Origin of the sequence: Streptomyces sp. WAC04114, from assembly GCF_019733245.1 — a bacterium.
In the GTDB taxonomy this organism is placed as follows: domain Bacteria; phylum Actinomycetota; class Actinomycetes; order Streptomycetales; family Streptomycetaceae; genus Streptomyces; species Streptomyces massasporeus_A.
Window position 1 is genome coordinate 1 of sequence record NZ_JAIGQA010000172.1, and the last position, 16,980, is coordinate 16,980.

At 71.4% G+C, this 16,980-nt stretch carries 13 protein-coding genes; 3 read left to right on the forward strand and 10 right to left on the reverse strand.

All coding sequences use genetic code 11. The annotated features are described in order from the left end of the window. The 4 genes from K4G64_RS31625 to K4G64_RS31640 form a co-directional block, all read right to left on the reverse strand. Positions 1–1,510, reverse strand: a 1,510-nt coding sequence (locus K4G64_RS31625; RefSeq protein ID WP_221759369.1) for an ATP-binding cassette domain-containing protein, incomplete at its 3' end; no start/stop codon positions are given. 145 nt (positions 1,511–1,655) lie between these two features. Beyond that, positions 1,656–2,414: an NUDIX domain-containing protein gene (locus K4G64_RS31630; RefSeq protein ID WP_221759370.1), complete on the reverse strand. Its 759-nt coding sequence runs from the start codon at positions 2,412–2,414 to the stop codon at positions 1,656–1,658. A gap of 129 nt (positions 2,415–2,543) precedes the next feature. After that, entirely contained in the window at positions 2,544–4,463 is a 1,920-nt protein-coding gene (locus K4G64_RS31635) for a glycogen debranching N-terminal domain-containing protein (protein WP_221759371.1), read from the reverse strand. A 623-nt stretch (positions 4,464–5,086) separates the two neighbouring features. Further along, a complete protein-coding gene (locus tag K4G64_RS31640; RefSeq protein ID WP_221759372.1) occupies positions 5,087–7,006 on the reverse strand; it encodes a DUF4192 domain-containing protein in 1,920 nt (639 codons plus the stop codon). A 142-nt stretch (positions 7,007–7,148) separates the two neighbouring features. Here K4G64_RS31640 and K4G64_RS31645 point away from each other — a divergent pair, with 142 nt between their 5' ends. Together K4G64_RS31645 and K4G64_RS31650 are read left to right on the forward strand one after the other, a co-directional pair. Next, entirely contained in the window at positions 7,149–9,314 is a 2,166-nt protein-coding gene (locus tag K4G64_RS31645; RefSeq protein ID WP_221759373.1) for a RecQ family ATP-dependent DNA helicase, read from the forward strand. Between the two features lie 298 nt (positions 9,315–9,612). Further along, positions 9,613–10,224, forward strand: a complete 612-nt coding sequence (locus tag K4G64_RS31650) for a hypothetical protein (RefSeq protein WP_221759374.1) — start codon at positions 9,613–9,615, stop codon at positions 10,222–10,224. A gap of 291 nt (positions 10,225–10,515) precedes the next feature. Here the strand turns inward: K4G64_RS31650 and K4G64_RS31655 are convergent, their stop codons facing one another. The 3 genes from K4G64_RS31655 to K4G64_RS31665 all read right to left on the reverse strand — a co-directional run bounded on the left by K4G64_RS31655 (position 10,516) and on the right by K4G64_RS31665 (position 12,607). Next, positions 10,516–11,067: a hypothetical protein gene (locus K4G64_RS31655; protein ID WP_221759375.1), complete on the reverse strand. Its 552-nt coding sequence runs from the start codon at positions 11,065–11,067 to the stop codon at positions 10,516–10,518. Between the two features lie 68 nt (positions 11,068–11,135). Next, positions 11,136–11,837 carry a ribonuclease HII gene (locus tag K4G64_RS31660; protein WP_221759376.1) on the reverse strand — a complete coding sequence of 234 codons (702 nt, stop codon included), beginning with the start codon at positions 11,835–11,837 and terminating at the stop codon, positions 11,136–11,138. A 149-nt stretch (positions 11,838–11,986) separates the two neighbouring features. Next, positions 11,987–12,607, reverse strand: a complete 621-nt coding sequence (locus tag K4G64_RS31665; protein ID WP_221759377.1) for a TetR/AcrR family transcriptional regulator — start codon at positions 12,605–12,607, stop codon at positions 11,987–11,989. A 187-nt stretch (positions 12,608–12,794) separates the two neighbouring features. On the opposite strand from K4G64_RS31665, the gene K4G64_RS31670 reads away from it, so the two are divergent. After that, positions 12,795–14,342, forward strand: coding sequence for an MFS transporter (locus tag K4G64_RS31670; RefSeq protein ID WP_221759378.1), 1,548 nt, complete (start codon positions 12,795–12,797; stop codon positions 14,340–14,342). A 356-nt stretch (positions 14,343–14,698) separates the two neighbouring features. Here K4G64_RS31670 and K4G64_RS31675 read toward each other — a convergent pair whose 3' ends face one another. From K4G64_RS31675 to K4G64_RS31685, 3 genes are all read right to left on the reverse strand, one after another. Beyond that, complete coding sequence (locus tag K4G64_RS31675) at positions 14,699–15,604, reverse strand: ADP-ribosylglycohydrolase family protein (RefSeq protein WP_221759379.1); 906 nt, start codon at positions 15,602–15,604, stop codon at positions 14,699–14,701. A 12-nt stretch (positions 15,605–15,616) separates the two neighbouring features. Next, positions 15,617–16,276 (reverse strand): histidine phosphatase family protein, encoded by a 660-nt coding sequence (locus K4G64_RS31680; protein WP_221759380.1) that lies wholly within the window; start codon positions 16,274–16,276, stop codon positions 15,617–15,619. A 192-nt stretch (positions 16,277–16,468) separates the two neighbouring features. Next, positions 16,469–16,980: YdbC family protein (locus tag K4G64_RS31685; RefSeq protein WP_260461247.1), on the reverse strand; the 512-nt coding region annotated here is incomplete at its 5' end.

The following is a 16,980-nucleotide window of genomic DNA, read 5'->3' on the forward strand; positions in this document are numbered from 1 at the left end:
GTTTGGCGGTCAGCAGCCCCAGCCGGCGGGGCACGGTGCCGCGGTCCGCAGCCAGGGCGGGGTGGCGGAACTCGTCGCCGAAGGCCAGCGCGCCGAGCAGTCCCGCGCCGAGCGCCGCGGGCGGCAGAGGAGGCAGCGCGTCGAGCGTGCGGAACGTGCGGGCACGGGCGGGGCGCGGCGCTTTGCGCGGCGAGGCTGCGGTCGCCGCCGGAGAACCGTCGCCTGGGTGATCGGCCGAGGATGCACCCACGAGCTCATCCAGCTCGGCGTAGGGCAGCTGCGGTTGCCCGAAGGACAGAGACGGCGTGACCGTGACCGGCTTCGGCGCGTCCGGGCGGGATTCCGGTTCGGGTGTGGGCGGCGGCTCCGCCGCGGGGGCTGTCGGATCTCCTGTGGAGGGAGAGGGTTCGTCCGTGAACGATTCCAGCGTGTCTGGGAGGGACGCCGGCGCAGGCGCGGAGCGTGACTCGGTGGTGGGGACCGCGGCGTGCGCCGTGGACGGTCTCGACGAATCGAGCGGGGAGACCTGTTCTCCGGGCCGGGGTGCGAGGGCTGTCTGGTGTGCATCGGTGATGCGCCCTGCGTCGACGCGGCTTCCGTCAGACACTCCGCTTGGCGGACTGCCCCCCGCGCCGGGCCCCATGTCACCAATCTCGTCGGCGAGTTGATGGACAACGATGCCGTGACGGAACGCGATCTCGCCGATGTCCGCGCACGTACCGCCGTACACCGAAAGGCGGTTGCCGCCCTCTCGGACGACTTCGACGGAGCGCTGCGAGGTGCGGGCCTGCTTGGCCAGGAGAACCGCCAGGCGGGCCGCGTGCGGGCTGCGTACGGCGACTCGGGGGCGGAGGCGGGTGCGCGAGAACTCCGCGGCCTCCTGGTCGGCCACGAGCTTGCCCTGTTCCAGGGTGACGACCCGGTCGGCGGTGCGCGCGGCCCCCTTGGGGTCGGACGTCGTGAAGAGAACCGTGCCGCCCTGGGCGGCGTGGGCGCGCAACATGCCGTGCAGCCAGGCGCCCTCACGCGGGGAGAGCCCGTCGGCGGGGTCGTCGAGGACGAGGGTGTGCGGGTCGGCCAGGAGGACGCAGGCCAGGCCGAGGCGCCGGTCCATGCCGCGGGAGAGGGTGCCGAGGCGCTCCTCGCGCAGGCTCACGAGCCCGACGGACTCCAGGACTTCGTCGGCACGCCGGACCGGGACGCCCGCGGCGGCACACAGCATGCGCAGATGACCCCGGACCGTGCGGGCGGGATGCCCGGGCACGTCGCCCAGCAGCACGCCGACCTCGCGTGACGGATGGGCGATGCGGTGCAGGGGGCGGCCCCGGAAGTGGGTGATGCCGCGCCCCTGTTGCAGTTCGAGCATCAGTCGGAGAACCGTCGTCTTGCCCGCGCCCGGCGCTCCGAGCAGTGCGGTGATGCGGCCCGCCGGCGCCTCGAAGGAGACGTCGTCGGCTGCGGGCGGACGCCCTTTGCGCGGGTTGCTGGTCAGTCCGAAGGCCTGGATCACCCGTAGCAAGATAGCGCGCTATGTCCGCTTTTTCGGGCACCTCGAGGCCGCCTCGGGCAGGACGGTCACCCGCGACCGGACTGCGTGCGGGTCCGGTTCCGGGCCTGGCGAGGCCCACGGCAGGTGCACACAGCGGGCTCGCCGCTCACACCTCGGGGCGCAGCATCGGGGGGTTGAGCAGCGTCGCGCCACCGGCGCGGAAGAGCTGGGCCGGGCGTCCGCCCTGGCGGGTTGTCGTCCCACCGGTGGGAACGAGGAAACCGGGAGTGCCCGTGACCTTGCGGTGGAAGTTGCGCGGGTCGAGCGCCACGCCCCACACCGCCTCGTAGACACGGCGCAGTTCCCCGACGGTGAACTCGGGCGGGCAGAAAGCGGTGGCCAGCGAGGAATACTCGATCTTGGATCTGGCGCGCTCCACTCCGTCCGCGAGGATCTGTGCGTGGTCGAAGGCGAGTGGCGCCACCGGCTCGGCGTCCCTCCCGTACCCGCCCTGCCGCAGCAGCTCCTCGACCGGGGCCCAGCGCGCGTTGCTGGCGTCTCCGCCGGCCCTCGGCGCGGGCAGGTCGGGGGCGAGAGCGAGGTGGGCGACACTCACGACCCGCATCCTGGGGTCCCGCTTGGGATCTCCATAGGTGGCGAGCTGCTCCAGATGAGCGCCGTTGTCCTGAGCCGGGACGGACGGGTCGTGGACGCTCAGTCCGGTCTCCTCGGCCAGCTCACGAGCCGCGGCCTGCGCCAAGTCCTCGTCGGCCCGTACGAAGCCGCCGGGCAGCGCCCAACGTCCTTGGAACGGCGGTTCGCCCCTGCGTACCGCCAGCGCACACAGAGCATGGCGGCGCACGGTCAGCACGACCAGGTCCACGGTGACGGCGAAGGGCGGAAACGCTGACGGGTCGTAGGGCATGCGGCGATCATAGTCGTCTGCCTGACGATAAACACTCCCTTCCTCGGTCGCTTCCCTTACTGATCCACTTCGGTCGGGTACGGACTCCGCGGCCGGGCACCTGGTCCTGAATTCGCACGTCGTCGCACGTCAGACCCCCAGTTGCAGTCCGTCGGCCGCCTCCTCGACCATGGCGAGGCCCAGCCGACTCACCCGCACGGAGAACGGGGCGCCCGCCACGCGCAGTCCCGTGAACCCGATCTCCCCGAGGGGTGCGCCACGCAGGGGGCGCAGGGTGACCGTGCCGGCCGGGGCGTCGGGGCGGATGCCGGCGAGGGTGGTCAGGAGCAGCACTCCGGCAGCCGCTGCTGTCGCCGCGGGGCGGCAGGCCGCCGGGTGCGGGAGCGGAGCACTCCCCGCGGTGCGCTGCTCCCCCGCGTACATCTCGGGCAACCGGTGGGCGAAGGTCTCGGCTGCCGCCAGCACGCCACGCAGCAGCGAGCTCGCCTCCTTCTCATAGCCGGCGGCGGCCAGTCCGGCGACGGCGACGGCCGACTCCTGGATCCTCACGGCTCCTGCTCGGTGGCCGAACGGATTGAATCCGGGTTCCTTCGCGCCCAGTCCTCGCAGGCCCCACCCGGAATCCATGAGCGGGCCGCCGAGCAGCCGGGCAAGCTTCTCGGTCCGGACCTTGTCGAGCAGGCCGGGTGCCAGTTCGCCCCCGCCCAGCAGGCCGGTGTCGAGGAGGTGCACGGCTGCCGCGCCGAGGTGGGGAACGAGGCTGCCGTCCGGGGCAAGGGCTGCCGCGGGCCGGCCGCCCCCGCGGTCCTCCACCCAGAAGTCCCGTGCGAACGCGGTCCGCAAGGCCTGAGCCCATTCCCGGAGTGCCGCTCCCCCCGCCCGGCCACAGGCGTCAAGCAGATCGGCGCCGAGCAGTGCGGCGCGGTGGGCGTGAGCCTGTGTCTCACAGCGGATGGGCCCGCCCGGGTTCGGGTCGCGCAGGTACATGCCGTCGCCGACGGTGGTGCGCAGCCATGCCAGGCAGCGCTCGGCGGCGGGCAGCAGCTCTTCCGTCTCCTGGTCGGGGAGGCCCCAGCGGCGGGCCTCGGCGAGCAGGACGGGGAAGAGCAGCGTGGCCTCTGTACCGGTGCACTGCGGCGGCAGGTGCGGCCCTGCGTCCCGTCTGGGGCCGGGGACCATTCCGGACTGCGTTCCGGGGCCGGCGAGTTGGGTCCGGGCGAGGATCCGAAGCGTCCCGGCGGCAAGGCCGGTGCCGAGCGGCAGCGCCATCCTGGCGGCGATGAGCGCATCGGCGGGGGCCAGACCGCAGCGCCAGGGTGCGCCGGCCGCGAGATGGGTGTCGGCGGGGTGCGCGGAGTCGCGCAGGAGGAGGGCCTGGAGGTCCTCGATGCTCGTCCGCATCAAAGCTGGAGCCCTGGGGTCGTCACCCTCCGCACATGCCGCGGCCAGGGGGCTGGTCGCCGCTCGTCCGGCGGCTCTAAGGGGCCCCGCGCCGTCCGGCCGCACCCGCAGTTCCACGGTCCTGCTACCGCCGGGGGGCAGGTCGAGCTCCCAGCGCAGCAGGCCGGCCGAGGCGAGGGCGTCCGACGGAGGCGGTTCGGCAGTGACGGACGCGTTGCCGGCGGCGCAGGACCAGCGCAGGCCCGAGCCGTGAACGCTGGCGGACAGTTCGGGACCCGCGCTGCCTGAGGCGATCGCCCCGAGATCGGCCAGGTCGGTACCCAGGACGATCTCGACCGGCAACCGCAGCGGGCGGGGAGCTGCGCTGTGCAGCGTGATCCGCTCCGTGCCGTCCGCGAAGCGGTCGCGCTCCACGATCACGTCCGGGTCCGGGCCGGTCTGCGGTGACGCGCGGAGCGTGCCCACAAACCTGGCGCGGTCGGCCGAGACCATCCGGGCCTGCACCGCGAGGGGCTCTCGTCCGGCGACGCGGATCTCGCACCGAGAGAGCACGCGCCGCCCGGCACGGTAGAACCCCTCCAGCCCGCGACCGGTCAGCTGCCCTTCGCCGGTCGAGATGGCCAGACCGGGTAGGGCGACGCAGATCATCGCGGTGTGGGCGGGTGGCAGGTCGGTGGACCAGCGCAGTCCGGGGACCTTGGCACCCCGGGGCGGGGGTGACGACGAGTACCCCGGGGGTGTCGGAGTGCGTCCGTGAGCAGTGGGCGGTGGGATCGCCCCGGACCCCGAACCCGCACCAGGGCAACGATTCTGGACCGTCCATCGGAGGGATGACCGGCCCGGCCCCGGTGAGGACGGCGAGCGCGAGTCGGGACCGGTGGGTGCGGAGGCGTCAGCTGTACTGCCGGGAAATCTCGGCCCGTAGCCGTCGAGCCGTGCCCCTGGTCGCGGAGGGACAACCTGCTCCCCCACCCCCGGTACTCCGGCCCAGGGCGCGCCCATACTCGAACTCAGGCCTGGCGGGGACCCACCCGGGAGGCGGCGGTCATCGGAGGCAGCGGGCGGAGTCGGCTGTTGCATAAGGAGGCTTCCTCTGCGCTCAGTGCGCCTCGATCGTGTTCGGCGCCGTGGCCGGAGGGCTCCGGCGGAGCGGGGGTGGTACGGCATCACGGCCTGTCCAACCGCTCCGCCACTCAGGTGAACGGTGGGGGCGTCCTCCGAGTCACGCCCGTCGCCCGTTGCCTTGCGCATCGAGGTCGCCCGACGGTGGCTCACTCCTGGTCGCCCCCGCCGCGACCGGGCGGTACGGCATCCTGGCCCGTGTCCCGGCAGGGCATGGCCGCCTTCTTGGACGAACGCGTCCGCGTGCCGGCCGTTCCCGCGCTGCCGGACCGCGTAGGGCTCGCCGTCGTGGCACGCTCCGGGCGAGGACCGCTTTCGGTAGCACCGGCAGGGTGCGTGCTGTCCGCCGACGTGCGCCTACGGGGAGACCGAGCTCCCCTGTCACGGTCGTCCACGCCGGTACGTCCGGACGCTGCGCGGGTGGTGCCGGCAGGACGGGGGCGTCGGCGACGACGCGCCGGCACCGCTGCCGGTGAGGGCACTTCGGGTGATCCGGCCTCGGGCGTCATCGCTGATGGGGAGGGCTTGCCGAGGGCCAGGGAATCGGGCGCCACCGCTGCCTGCGCGGACTTCCCGATGGCCACGGAACCGGGCGCCACCGCTGCCTGCGCGGACTTCCCGAGGACCCCGGAATCGGGCAGCGGCGCCACTGCGGGTGACGGCCTACCGAATGGCCCGGAGTCGGACGGCGCCCCTGCCGGCGAACGCCTGTCATGTGGCTCGGTCTCGGACGCCGACGTCTCGCGCGCAGTGGGCTCATCCCCAGCCGGCCGCGGCTCCAAGAGGTCGGCCACCCCGCGCCCCCGGTCTTCGCGCTCCGATCGCAGGCAGCGTCGGATCGACTCCGGGTCGAGACCTTCATTGCACGCCTGGTGCAGAAGGCGGGCGAAGAGGTAGTCGGGATCGGCGCCCAGGGCCATGGCCAGGGCTTCTCGGGCCTCCAGTTCGTCGCCGGTTGACCACGCCACCCAGCCGGCCAGGGTGAGCGGCGCGGCGGCATGTTCGCCGTAGGGCCCGACGCAGCGGCGAGCCAGTGTCCTCCAGAGGCGAAGGGCGTGTCCGGCCTTGTCGCCCTCCATCCACTCGGCAGCGCGGTCGCGGGTCGCTCGGTCCTGGAGGCCGAGGATCAGCCGGGCGGCCTCGTCGTGCCCGATCAATTCGTCGTCGCGGAGATCCGCCAGGAGCATGCCGGAGGCGGGCTGTGCCTCGGCGAGGCGGCCCAGGATCCTCCTGGCCAGTTCCAGCGTCTCGTCGGCCACGGAGACACGGCCCGTGTCGTCCAGGATCTTCGGCACCAGGGCCATGCTGGCAGCGTCGAGGGCGGCCTCCTGCTCGAGTGCCGCGGCGCTCTCCCAGGGGAGCAGCCGGGCCCGGAGCTCCCGCAGCGTGCCGCGCACCTGGATACCGGCGTAGGTGGCCGCCGCGGCCAGCACGGAGGTGCCGGGCAGGCCCATGGGGGCTCCCTCGGGGGAGCAGCATGCCGCGTTGTCGCAGCAGTAGGACCAGTAGCGGCCTTCCGAGATGCACAGCGCCTCGACCACCACCACGTCCAGGGAACCGCACTCGACGCGCAGCCTCTGGGCCAGGGGCCTCAGTCGCTCCATCACCTGCCTGCCGGTCTCTCCCTTCTCCGGTTCCTGGCACAGGAAGGCGACCATCGACTCGGGCCGCGCTCCTCGGCGCTCGCTGCCCATCACGAGGCCGTGGGACAGCTGCCGAGCTGCGGACGGCCAGTCGTCCGCGTTCGCGGGGATACCGAGCCGGGCCCGGCCTCCGAACCGCCCGCGCCCGTCCCTGTCGTGCAGCGCGACCAGGACGATGCTGTCCTCGGGTCGGTATCCGAGCAGGTACGGCAGGGCGTCTGCCAGTTCGGCCGGAGTGCGCAGGGTGACTTGGTGCTCGTCGCTGTGACTGCCGTAGGCGGGGCTGGAGACGGGGCTGGAAGCGCGAGGCCCGGAAGGGTTGCCCCCCTTCCTCTCCTCTCCATCTTTCTTGTGCCCGCTCTGCGCCGCGGGCCCGGTGATGTCGCCGTTCTCGGGGGATCCGGTCGTTTCGCTGTGGTTCGTCATGCGAAGACGATCTCGCGGAATCCAATCCTCCGCTTTGGCCTGTGGATAAGTCCGATCAGGGACACGTCACCCCACAATCGCTGCGTCCACAGGTTCCGGTGCGCGGCTCCGGATGTCAGTCCCGTCCTGTTGTATGGAACGCATGGAGCACACGAGCAACGCGGAACTCCGGGCGGCGGCCGACGCGGTCCTCGCCCGTCTCGTCGGGGACGTCTCGGGAGAGGCCAGGCTGCGGGAGGACCAGTGGCGGGCGATCGAAGCGCTGGTCGCCGAAAGGCGCCGTGCCCTGGTCGTCCAGCGCACGGGCTGGGGCAAGTCCGCGGTGTACTTCGTGGCGACCTCGCTGCTGCGGGCGCGGGGCAGCGGCCCGACGGTGATCGTGTCGCCGCTCCTCGCCCTCATGCGAAACCAGGTCGAGGCGGCGGCTCGGGCGGGCATCCACGCCCGGACCATCAACTCAGCCAACACCGAGGAGTGGGACGCCGTTCAGGACGAGATCGCGGCGGGGGAGGTGGACGTCCTCCTGGTGAGTCCTGAGCGGCTCAACAACCCGGACTTCCGTGACCAGGTGCTTCCCCGGCTCGCGGCCGCCACGGGGCTCCTCGTGGTGGACGAGGCCCACTGCATCTCCGACTGGGGGCACGACTTCCGTCCGGACTACCGCCGGCTGCGCACGATGCTCGCCGATCTCCCTCCCGGCGTGCCGGTGCTCGCGACCACCGCCACGGCCAACGCGCGCGTGACGGCTGACGTCGCCGAACAGCTCGGCACCGGCGGCAGCTCGGACGCCCTCGTGCTGCGGGGTCCGCTGGACCGGGACAGCCTGAGCCTGAGCGTGCTGCGGCTGTCGGACGCCGCACACCGGATGGCCTGGCTCGCCGAACACCTCGACGACTTGCCGGGGTCCGGCATCATCTACACCCTCACCGTGGCGGCCGCCGAAGAGGTCACCGCCTTCCTCCGGCAGCGGGGGCACACGGTCGCGTCGTACACGGGCAAGACGGAGAACGCCGATCGCCAGCAGGCCGAAGAGGATCTGCTCGGCAACAAGGTGAAGGCACTGGTCGCCACCTCGGCGCTCGGTATGGGCTTCGACAAACCCGACCTGGGCTTCGTGGTGCACCTGGGCTCACCCTCCTCCCCCATCGCCTATTACCAGCAGGTGGGCCGCGCGGGGCGCGGTGTGGAGCATGCCGAGGTGCTCCTGCTCCCGGGCAAGGAGGATGAAGCGATCTGGAAGTACTTCGCGTCGCTCGCCTTCCCCTCGGAAGACTTGGTGCGCCGCACACTCGACATCCTCGGGCACGCCGAGAAGCCCCTGTCGCTCCCCGCCCTGGAGCCTCTGGTGGAGCTGCGCCGCTCCCGCCTGGAGACCATGCTCAAGGTCCTCGACGTGGACGGGGCGGTCAAGCGGGTCAAGGGCGGCTGGATCGCGACCGGGCAGCCGTGGACGTACGACGCCGAGCGGTACGCGTGGGTGGCACGTCAGCGCGAGGCGGAGCAGCAGGCCATGCGCGCGTACGCGTCGGCGACCGACTGCCGTATGGAGTTCCTGCAGCGCCAGCTGGACGACGAGGCCGCCAAGCCGTGCGGCCGCTGTGACAACTGCGCCGGTCCGCGCTTCGCCGCCGACATGTCCGAGGAGGCGCTCGACGCCGCGCGCGTGGACCTGGGTCGGGCCGGTGTCGAGGTGGAGCCCCGACGGATGTGGCCCACCGGGCTGCCGGCGATCGGAGTGGACCTCAAGGGACGCATCCCGGCCGGCGAACAGGCCGCGTCGGGACGCGCGCTGGGGCGCCTGTCGGACATCGGGTGGGGCAACCGGCTGCGGCCCATGCTCGCACCCCAGGCACCCGACGGGCCCGTGCCCGACGACGTGGCGAAAGCCGTGGTGGATGTGCTGGCCGACTGGGCCAGGGGTCCCGGCGGCTGGGCCCCGGGCGCTCCGGAGAGCGGGCCGCGCCCGGCCGGCGTCGTCACCGTCGCCTCGCGCACGCGTCCGCAGCTGATCAACTCCCTCGGGGCACGCATCGCCGAGATCGGGCGGCTGCCGTTGCTGGGCGCCGTCGAGTACACCGGCGAGGCATTCCCGGGCGCTCGGAGCAACAGCGCCCAGCGGCTGAAGGCGCTCGACGGGGCTCTGGCCGTGCCACCCGCCCTCGCGTCCGCGCTCACCGAAGCCCAGGGGCCGGTCCTCCTGGTGGACGACTACACGGAGACCGGCTGGACTCTCGCGGTCGCGGCCCGCATGCTCCGACGCTCCGGCGCACAGGGGGTGTTGCCGCTGGTGCTGGCTGTGCAGGGCTGACGCCGTACGGAAGTCGGGGCACGCCTCTGGACGCCGCACACCCCCATGACGTACGAACGTGTCGTGCTCGAACGCCCCATGGGCGGTCCGGCGACACACGCGGTGGGGATATTAGCCGCGCATCATCTGATAACGGTCGGCTGCCTCAATTGCTCGTTGCCGCATCCAAGTTCGACAGGAAGAATTGAAGTCCGCTCCCGCACGGCTCGCCGGCCGCTCCGGTAGGGCTTTGCTGCGGTGCGCGCTCCCAGGAATCCGACCCCGCCCGCAGTGTGGGCGCGTAGCCGAAGGGAGGACCGTGACCTTCGGATTCGCTCCGGCCTCGGCAGCGGCGTCGACGTCCGCTGCTTCCGCCAACCGTTTGCTCGAACCCGCGGAATGGGCCGCCGCCGGGATCCCACTCCTGCGCAACCCCCGTGAGATCGTCAGCGGACTGCACGCCCGGCACCACCCGCAGCCCGCGACGGCTGTCATCGCCGTGCTCGACCCGGACGAGCGGCTGAGGGCGAGCGCCTCGTTCGTGCGCCGTGCGGCTCCTGCCGACGGCTGGATGTTCCGCAACGCGCTGCTCGCGCAACTGCGCCGGGTCATCCCGCACGACCTGCGGCGCCGCGCGCCGGTGCGCACCGCGGTCCTGCTCTACTGCCGTGAGGGCGACGCGCGTTGGACGGAGGAGGACGGCGCGTGGATGTGGGGGCTGCGCGACGCGTGCACCCTGCACGGACTGCGCTGCGGGGCGTACATCACGCTGACCCGTGACGGTTGGCAGGTCCTGGGTGAGGGCCGCGGCGGTCGTCGCCCTCACTCGGCGTCCGCACCGGAGCCGTTCGCCACGTCGGAGGCACCGCCGCCCATACCGCGCACCGGCGGCGCCTCCGAGGTACTGCGCCGCGCAGCGGCGGCCCGCTGAGTCCCGGACAGGCCGTTCCACAGGGATCCGGGACCACACTTCGTCACGCAGCACACCACGACTCCGACAACGGGCCGGAGGAGGCCCCGGCAATGGGCCGCAAGGGGCCGTCCGACTCTGCATTGAACGAGCCGCACGAAAGGCGGTCCGCCACGGCCGCAGAATCGCTCCGCGGGCCGGCGCGGGCACACCCCCCACCCTTTCGGGCACGGTGAACAACCCGCCGGGCGGCGCCGCGAGGCGGCGCCTGAAGTCATCCCCCAGCGCCCTGCCGGGCGCTACCGCACAGGCTCAGACACCCGCGCCCAGCACCGAGTTGATCCGCTGCGGGTCACCACAGACGATCAGCAGGGCACCGGCCCGGGAGTGAGCCAGGGAGAGGGCGCTCACAGCAGCGTCCTCGGGACCGCCGTTGACGGCGACCACGGCCACCGGACGCGACGCGGCGCGGGCCGCGATGGTGACGTCCGTGTAGAAAACGTCGTCGCCGGCGTCGTGCTGGGCCCAGTAGGAGGTTTCGCCGAAGGACAGCTCGTGGGCGGCCCACGGGTGCTGCTCCCCGGTCGTGATCACCAGGATGTCGCCGGGGGCACGACCGGAGTCCAGGAGCAGGTCCACGGCCTCTTCGGCGGCGTCGAGCGCCCCCTCCACGGAAGCCGGGATCAGCTGGATCTGCGGGGTGACCTGAGCGGCGGCACCGGCAGCGGGGCCCGACGGAGCGGGCTTGGTGGCCACATCGCGCGGAGTCCGTTGCACGGGCGGCGCGGTACGGCTGCTGGCCGGAGTGGCGCGGGGACCCTGGGCACTCTCGTGAATCTGAGGCTCCTCGGGAATGAGAGGCATGGGTTGATATTTATCAAACGTTGGTACGACCCGCGTCGGCGGGTGGCGCATGTGCGCGAACGAAACCGTCAGAAATCGAAGCCGAGCTGCCCCTCGATCTCCGGAACACTTCCGTCCGCCCAGCTGCGGACCTTCTTGAGGTGCCGCCACTGGGGCAGCGCATCAAGATACGCCCACGACAACCGGTGGTAGGGGGTGGGGCCCCGCTCCGCCAGTGCGGCCTTGTGCACGGGCGATGGATACCCGGCGTTGTCCGCAAAACCGAAGTCTGCATGGTCGATACCCAGTTCGGCCATCATTTTGTCGCGCTGGACCTTGGCGATCACCGAGGCCGCCGCGACCGCCACGCACGACTGGTCGCCCTTGATCACCGTGCGGACCCGCCAGGGCGCACCGAGATAGTCGTGCTTGCCGTCGAGGATGACCGCGTCGGGACGCACGGGCAGTGCGTCCAGCGCACGCCCCGCAGCGAGCCGCAGCGCGGCCGTCATCCCCAGAGCGTCTATCTCCTCCGGAGAGGCATGACCCAGTGTGTACGACGTCACCCAGGTGCGCAGTTCCTCGGCGAGGGTGGTGCGTCGCTTGATGGTGAGCAGCTTCGAGTCTGTGAGCCCCTCGGGCGGACGGCGCAGTCCGGTGATCGCCGCACAGACGGTGACGGGACCGGCCCACGCGCCGCGGCCCACCTCGTCGACACCTGCAACGATCTTCGCTCCGGTCGTGGCGCGAAGGGAGCGCTCGACGGTGTGAGTAGGCGGTTCGTACGGCATGGCGCCCTTAGATTACGCCGCCGGGAACCGCCCGCGACACCCCGGTCCGTCAAGGCGGCCTCCCTGATCTCGAGAACCCCCGTCGGGCATCCTCAGGTCGCGGCGGAGGCCGTCGCTCAACTCGCACACCACCCGCGCAACCGGCAGCGTCAGACGCCGTGTGTCCGCAGCAGCGGAACCATCAACTGGTCGATCATCTCCTCGACTTCGTTGTCCTGCCATTCACAGCCGCACATCTTGGAGCGGTACATCATCATGGCCGGTATGGCGTCGAAGACATAGCTGTTGGCAGCCTCGGGGCGCACCTCGCCGCGCTTGATCCCGCGGTCGATGACCTCCCTCAACATCTTCATGGTGGGCTCCACGACCCCGTCGAAGATCACGCTATGGAAGCGTTCGGCCTGCGCCGTATCGCACTCGTGAATCACGGAGCGAAGTGCGAAACCCGGGCGGGAGAACATCGCGTCACGGGCCAGCAGACACAGCGCCAAGAGGTCCTCGCGAACGCTTCCTTCATCCGGAACCGCGTCGAACTGCGGCAGCCCTGCGCGCAGGGCGTCGGCGACGAGATCCTCCTTGGACGGCCAGCGCCGGTAGACCGCGGCCTTGCCGGTCTGGGCGCCCGCGGCGACACCCTCCATCGTCAGGCCGTTCCAGCCGACGGTGCTGAGTTGATCGAGGGCCGCGTCGAGGATCGCGCGTTCGAGGACCGCGCCGCGGCGGCGGGCGGCAGTCTGAGCGGGGGCATCCGCCCAGCTGGGGGTAACCATCTGACTCTCTCCAACGAGCAGAGGAAGCGGGCATTCCGGGGATGGGGGACGCGCCGGACGGCCACACAGGGGGACGCACCGACCGACGACGTCTTAAGTGAACGCTTGCGTTCACTGTCGGGGATTCACTACCGTTGACGCGGCAGTGAACGCCAGCGTTCACTAATGCACTCGTGGGGGACCCATAGTGACAACCTCTCCATTGCTCCAAAATCAGAAGCCAGGCGCGGCACGCCGCCAAGGACGCCCCGGCATAGCGCTCACCGTCATCGCGGCCTGCCAGCTCATGGTGGTACTCGACGCGACGATTGTGAACATCGCACTCCCGCACATTCAAGAAGCGCTCGAGTTCAGCACCACCGACCTCACCTGGGTCGTCAGCTCCTACACCCTCACCTTCGGCGGCCTGCTGCTCCTCGGCGGCCGCGCCGGTGACATCCTCGGACGGCGCCGGGTCTTCATGACCGGCATCCTTCTGTTCACCCTGGCCTCGCTGCTCGGCGGGCTCGCCCAGGAACCCTGGCAGCTGCTGGCCGCCCGGGTCTTGCAGGGCGTCGGGGGCGCGATCGCCTCGCCCACCTCGCTGGCGCTCATCACCACCACGTTCCCCGAGGGACCGGAGCGCAACCGGGCCTTCGGTGTCTTCGCCGCGGTCTCCGCCGGCGGTGGCGCCATCGGCCTGCTCGCGGGCGGCATGCTCACCGAGTGGCTCGACTGGCGCTGGGTGCTCTTCGTGAACGTGCCGATCGGCGTGCTGATAGCCGTGCTCACCCCGCTCTACATCAGCGAGTCCGAACGGCACTCCGCCCGTTTCGACATCGCGGGCGCCGTGACCTCGACCGCCGGCATGGCGTCCCTCGTCTACGGCTTCATCCGCGCCGCGGACGAGGGGTGGAAGGACCGCCTCACCATCGGGTCCTTCGCCGCCGCCATGCTGCTGCTGCTCGCCTTCGGAATCATCGAATCCCGGGCCAAGGAGCCGATCACCCCACTGCGGATGTTCGCCGACCGCAACCGCTCGGGCACGTACGTGATCATGCTGAGCCTGGCCGCGGCGATGTTCGGCATGTTCTTCTACATCGTGCTGTTCGTGCAGAACGTGCTCGGTTACAGCCCGATCCAGGCGGGCCTCGCCTTCCTTCCCGTGACGGTCGTGATCGCGCTCGGCGCCGGTCTGTCTCAGCGGTTCCTGCCGGTGCTGGGCCCCAAGCCCTTCATGGTCGTGGGCTCCGCGCTCGCGATGACCGGCCTGGCCTGGCAGGCACTCATCAGCTCCGACAGCTCGTACGTCGGTGGCGTCCTCGGCCCGATGCTGGTGTTCGGCTTCGGCATGGGGCTGAACTTCGTGACGCTGACGCTCACCGCCGTCTCCGGTGTCGCCCCGCACGAGGCGGGCGCGGCTTCCGGGCTGCTCAACACGACACAGCAGGTGGGCGGATCGCTGGGCCTGTCCATCCTCACGACGGTCTTCGGCACGGCGACCAAGGACGAGGCCGAGAAGCAGCTTCCGCAGTTCATGGCCGAGGGGTCCGCGGAGCAGAAGGCGGAGTTCGCCAGGACGCACCAGCTGCCCGCGCCGTGGGGGCACGAGGTGTTGGCCCACGGCATCTCGACAGCGTTCATCCCGGCCGCCGCGATGGCCGTCCTCGCCCTGGCCACAGCCTGGTTGGTGATCCGGGTCCGCAAGAGCGACCTGGAGGCACTCTCCGGTTCTGCCGGACCGGGACTCGGCTGACGCAGGAGCACCGCGAACCGGCTCCGGCGCCTCGCCGGCGGGAGCAGCACAGGCCCGCCGGCGGCTGCCGGGCCAGTTGGTGCTCGACTGCGGAGGGGCGGGTCGCAAGCGAGGGACGGACGGTGAGATTGGCAGCGCGGCCACTCTCGAGCGACCCGCACGACGCGCGACAGCGCCGCACCAGCGGATCAGAACAGCGAGCAGAATCTCCACGGCCACCCCCTCTCCACGAACACGGACGTCCGGCGTGTGCACGCCCCGACGGCTGACACAGCGGATGTCGGAACAACGGACGGGCGATCACGGAGAGTTCCCAGGATGTACGGAGAGTTTCCGAACGGGGTGCGAGTCCTGCGTCAGGCCGACGTGGGCACCCAGTCCGGGAGCGGCTCCGTCCGCTCGACCCATTCGGTGGGCGGCGCCCCCGCCTTCCCCGAGGCGATGACGCCGCCGACGATGGCGCACGTGGTGTCGACGTCCCCGCCGACCTGGGCGGTCGTCCAGAACGCCCGCTCGTAGTCGCCGAGGCTCCTCGCCGCCGACCAGAGGGCGAAGGGCACGGTGTCGTGGGCGGTCGTCCGCCGCCCGCACCCCAGCACCGCCGCGACCGTGCCCGGGTCGCCGTAGTCGAGCATGTCCCGCGCCCTGCGGAGTCCCGCGCCCACGGCGCTCTTGGGTACCAGGTCGATGACCCCATCGAGGAGGGCTTCGGCTCCGGGCGGCCCTTCGGGCGCGGCGGCGAACGCTGCTGCCGCGGCGACAGCCATGGCTCCGACGACGGCCTCGCGGTGCTGGTGGGTGGGGTAGGCCGAGATCTCCGCCTGGTGGGTCGCCTGCTCCGGATCGTCCGCGTACCAGGCCCCCAGCGGAGCGATCCGCATCGCCGCGCCGTTGCCCCAGGAGCCCTGCCCCTTGAAGAGCGCGGCGGCGAGCTCCCGCCAGTCGCCACCCTCGCGGACGAGCCGCAGCAGACGGTTGACCGCGGGACCGTAGCCCCGGTCGAAGTCGTGGTGCTCGGCGAAGGAATGCGCCAGGGCGTCCTGGTCGATGCGGTGATGGGCGGCCAGGACGGCGACGACCGAGCCGGCCATCTCCGTGTCGTCGGTCCACTGCCACGGTCCGGAGGGCACCTCGCGGCGCTTCAGCAGCGGGTAGTTCACCGGCACGAAGTACTGGGAGCCGAGGGCGTCCCCGACGGACAGTCCGCGCAGGCAGGCCAGGGCGCGCTCCAGGCGCACGTCGGGGGAGGAATCAGCGGTCATCGCCCTGCCACTCTATCCGGTGATCCCGTACGGCTCGGGATCTCGCCAACGGTCGAACGGCCGGTCGAGCGTGTACTTGCCGTCGTCCCCCAGAACGAGCATCCGCACCTCGCCGTTCCCCGGGTTCGACAGCGACTCGAACTCCGCGACCGTCCAGTGGAACCACCGCATGCAGAACAGCCGCATCGCCAGGCCATGGGTCACGATGAGGACGTTCGGCGGGTGGTCGGGGTCCTCGAAGCTGCGGAACAGGCTCTCCAGGAAGCCGCCGACCCGGTCGTAGACGTCGGCACCGGACTCGCCCTGGGCGAATCGGTAGAAGAAGTGGCCGTACGCATCCCGGTAGGCCTTCTGGAGGCGGACCTCGTCCCGGTCCTGCCAGTTGCCCCAGTCCTGCTCGCGCAGCCGGGGTTCCTCGCGTACCCGTATGAGTCGCGGGTCGAGGTGGAACGCGCGCAGGGTCTCGTGCGTACGGCGGTAGGGGGAGACGTAGACGCTGACCTGCTCGTCGCCGAACCGCTCGCGCAACTGCTCTCCCGTCGCCTCCGCCTGCCGCCGACCGCGCTCGGTCAGCGCCAGTGCGTGGTCGGGTTCACGCTCGTAGACGGAGTCATCAACATTGCCCGTTGATTCGCCGTGCCGGACAAGGACGATGCGCCGTGGTCGTGCCATGCCAAGACCCTAGATCGGGTGAGGTCCGGTGGAGCACTCCTCCCGCACCCATACGGCGTACGTCACACGAATCCTGCACCACAGGTCACACCAGTCGCACGCCTGTGCGGCCGGAATGGCTCCGTCCGCCCCCGCTCGGTTTCTCAGGGCCCGTGTATCGGCGTCCGGAGAAGCGATCAAGACTGCTCGGAATCAGACCGTCCAGCTCGATTCCATGTCCACGACGTCCCCGGTGAGCGCCGCCACGTCCGCCTCCGTCTGAGCCCTCAGGGCAAGCCGCTCCACACGTTCGGTGCGGTACTTGCCGTGCTCGGCGGCCGAGCGCCACATCGACAGCACCATGAACTCGTTCCCGGGCGCCTCGCCGAACAGTCCCCGCACCATGCCGGGCGAGCCGGCCATCGCCGGGTTCCAGACCTTCTCCTGCATCAGCACGAAGTGCTCGGCCCTTTCCTCGTGGACGCGGCAGAGCGCCACCCGGAGCAGGTCGGCGTCCGTGAAGCGCGGTTCGAAACCGGTCTTCACGTCGAAGCGGTAGTCGAAAAGTCTGGCCTGGGCCTCCTTGAACGTGCCCGCCTGCGTCGACGCGAGCCGGTCGTGGGACCGCGCCATGAAGGAGTCGTAGAAGGCACGGCTCTCCCAGAACGCGAAGATGTGCGCCACATCCGGCCGCCCCCGGCTCCAGCCACCCCCCTGCCCGCGAA

What these genes read in the sequence shown, in the direction of transcription:
- K4G64_RS31660 (WP_221759376.1), bottom strand. Translation starts at nt 11,837, where the DNA reads ATGCCGTACGAACCGCCTACTCACACCGTCGAGCGCTCCCTTCGCGCC.
- K4G64_RS31675 (WP_221759379.1), bottom strand. Translation starts at nt 15,604, where the DNA reads ATGACCGCTGATTCCTCCCCCGACGTGCGCCTGGAGCGCGCCCTGGCC.
- K4G64_RS31630 (WP_221759370.1), bottom strand. Translation starts at nt 2,414, where the DNA reads ATGCCCTACGACCCGTCAGCGTTTCCGCCCTTCGCCGTCACCGTGGAC.
- K4G64_RS31645 (WP_221759373.1), top strand. Translation starts at nt 7,149, where the DNA reads ATGGAGCACACGAGCAACGCGGAACTCCGGGCGGCGGCCGACGCGGTC.
- K4G64_RS31680 (WP_221759380.1), bottom strand. Translation starts at nt 16,276, where the DNA reads ATGGCACGACCACGGCGCATCGTCCTTGTCCGGCACGGCGAATCAACG.
- K4G64_RS31635 (WP_221759371.1), bottom strand. Translation starts at nt 4,463, where the DNA reads ATGATCTGCGTCGCCCTACCCGGTCTGGCCATCTCGACCGGCGAAGGG.
- K4G64_RS31655 (WP_221759375.1), bottom strand. Translation starts at nt 11,067, where the DNA reads ATGCCTCTCATTCCCGAGGAGCCTCAGATTCACGAGAGTGCCCAGGGT.
- K4G64_RS31665 (WP_221759377.1), bottom strand. Translation starts at nt 12,607, where the DNA reads ATGGTTACCCCCAGCTGGGCGGATGCCCCCGCTCAGACTGCCGCCCGC.
- K4G64_RS31640 (WP_221759372.1), bottom strand. Translation starts at nt 7,006, where the DNA reads ATGACGAACCACAGCGAAACGACCGGATCCCCCGAGAACGGCGACATC.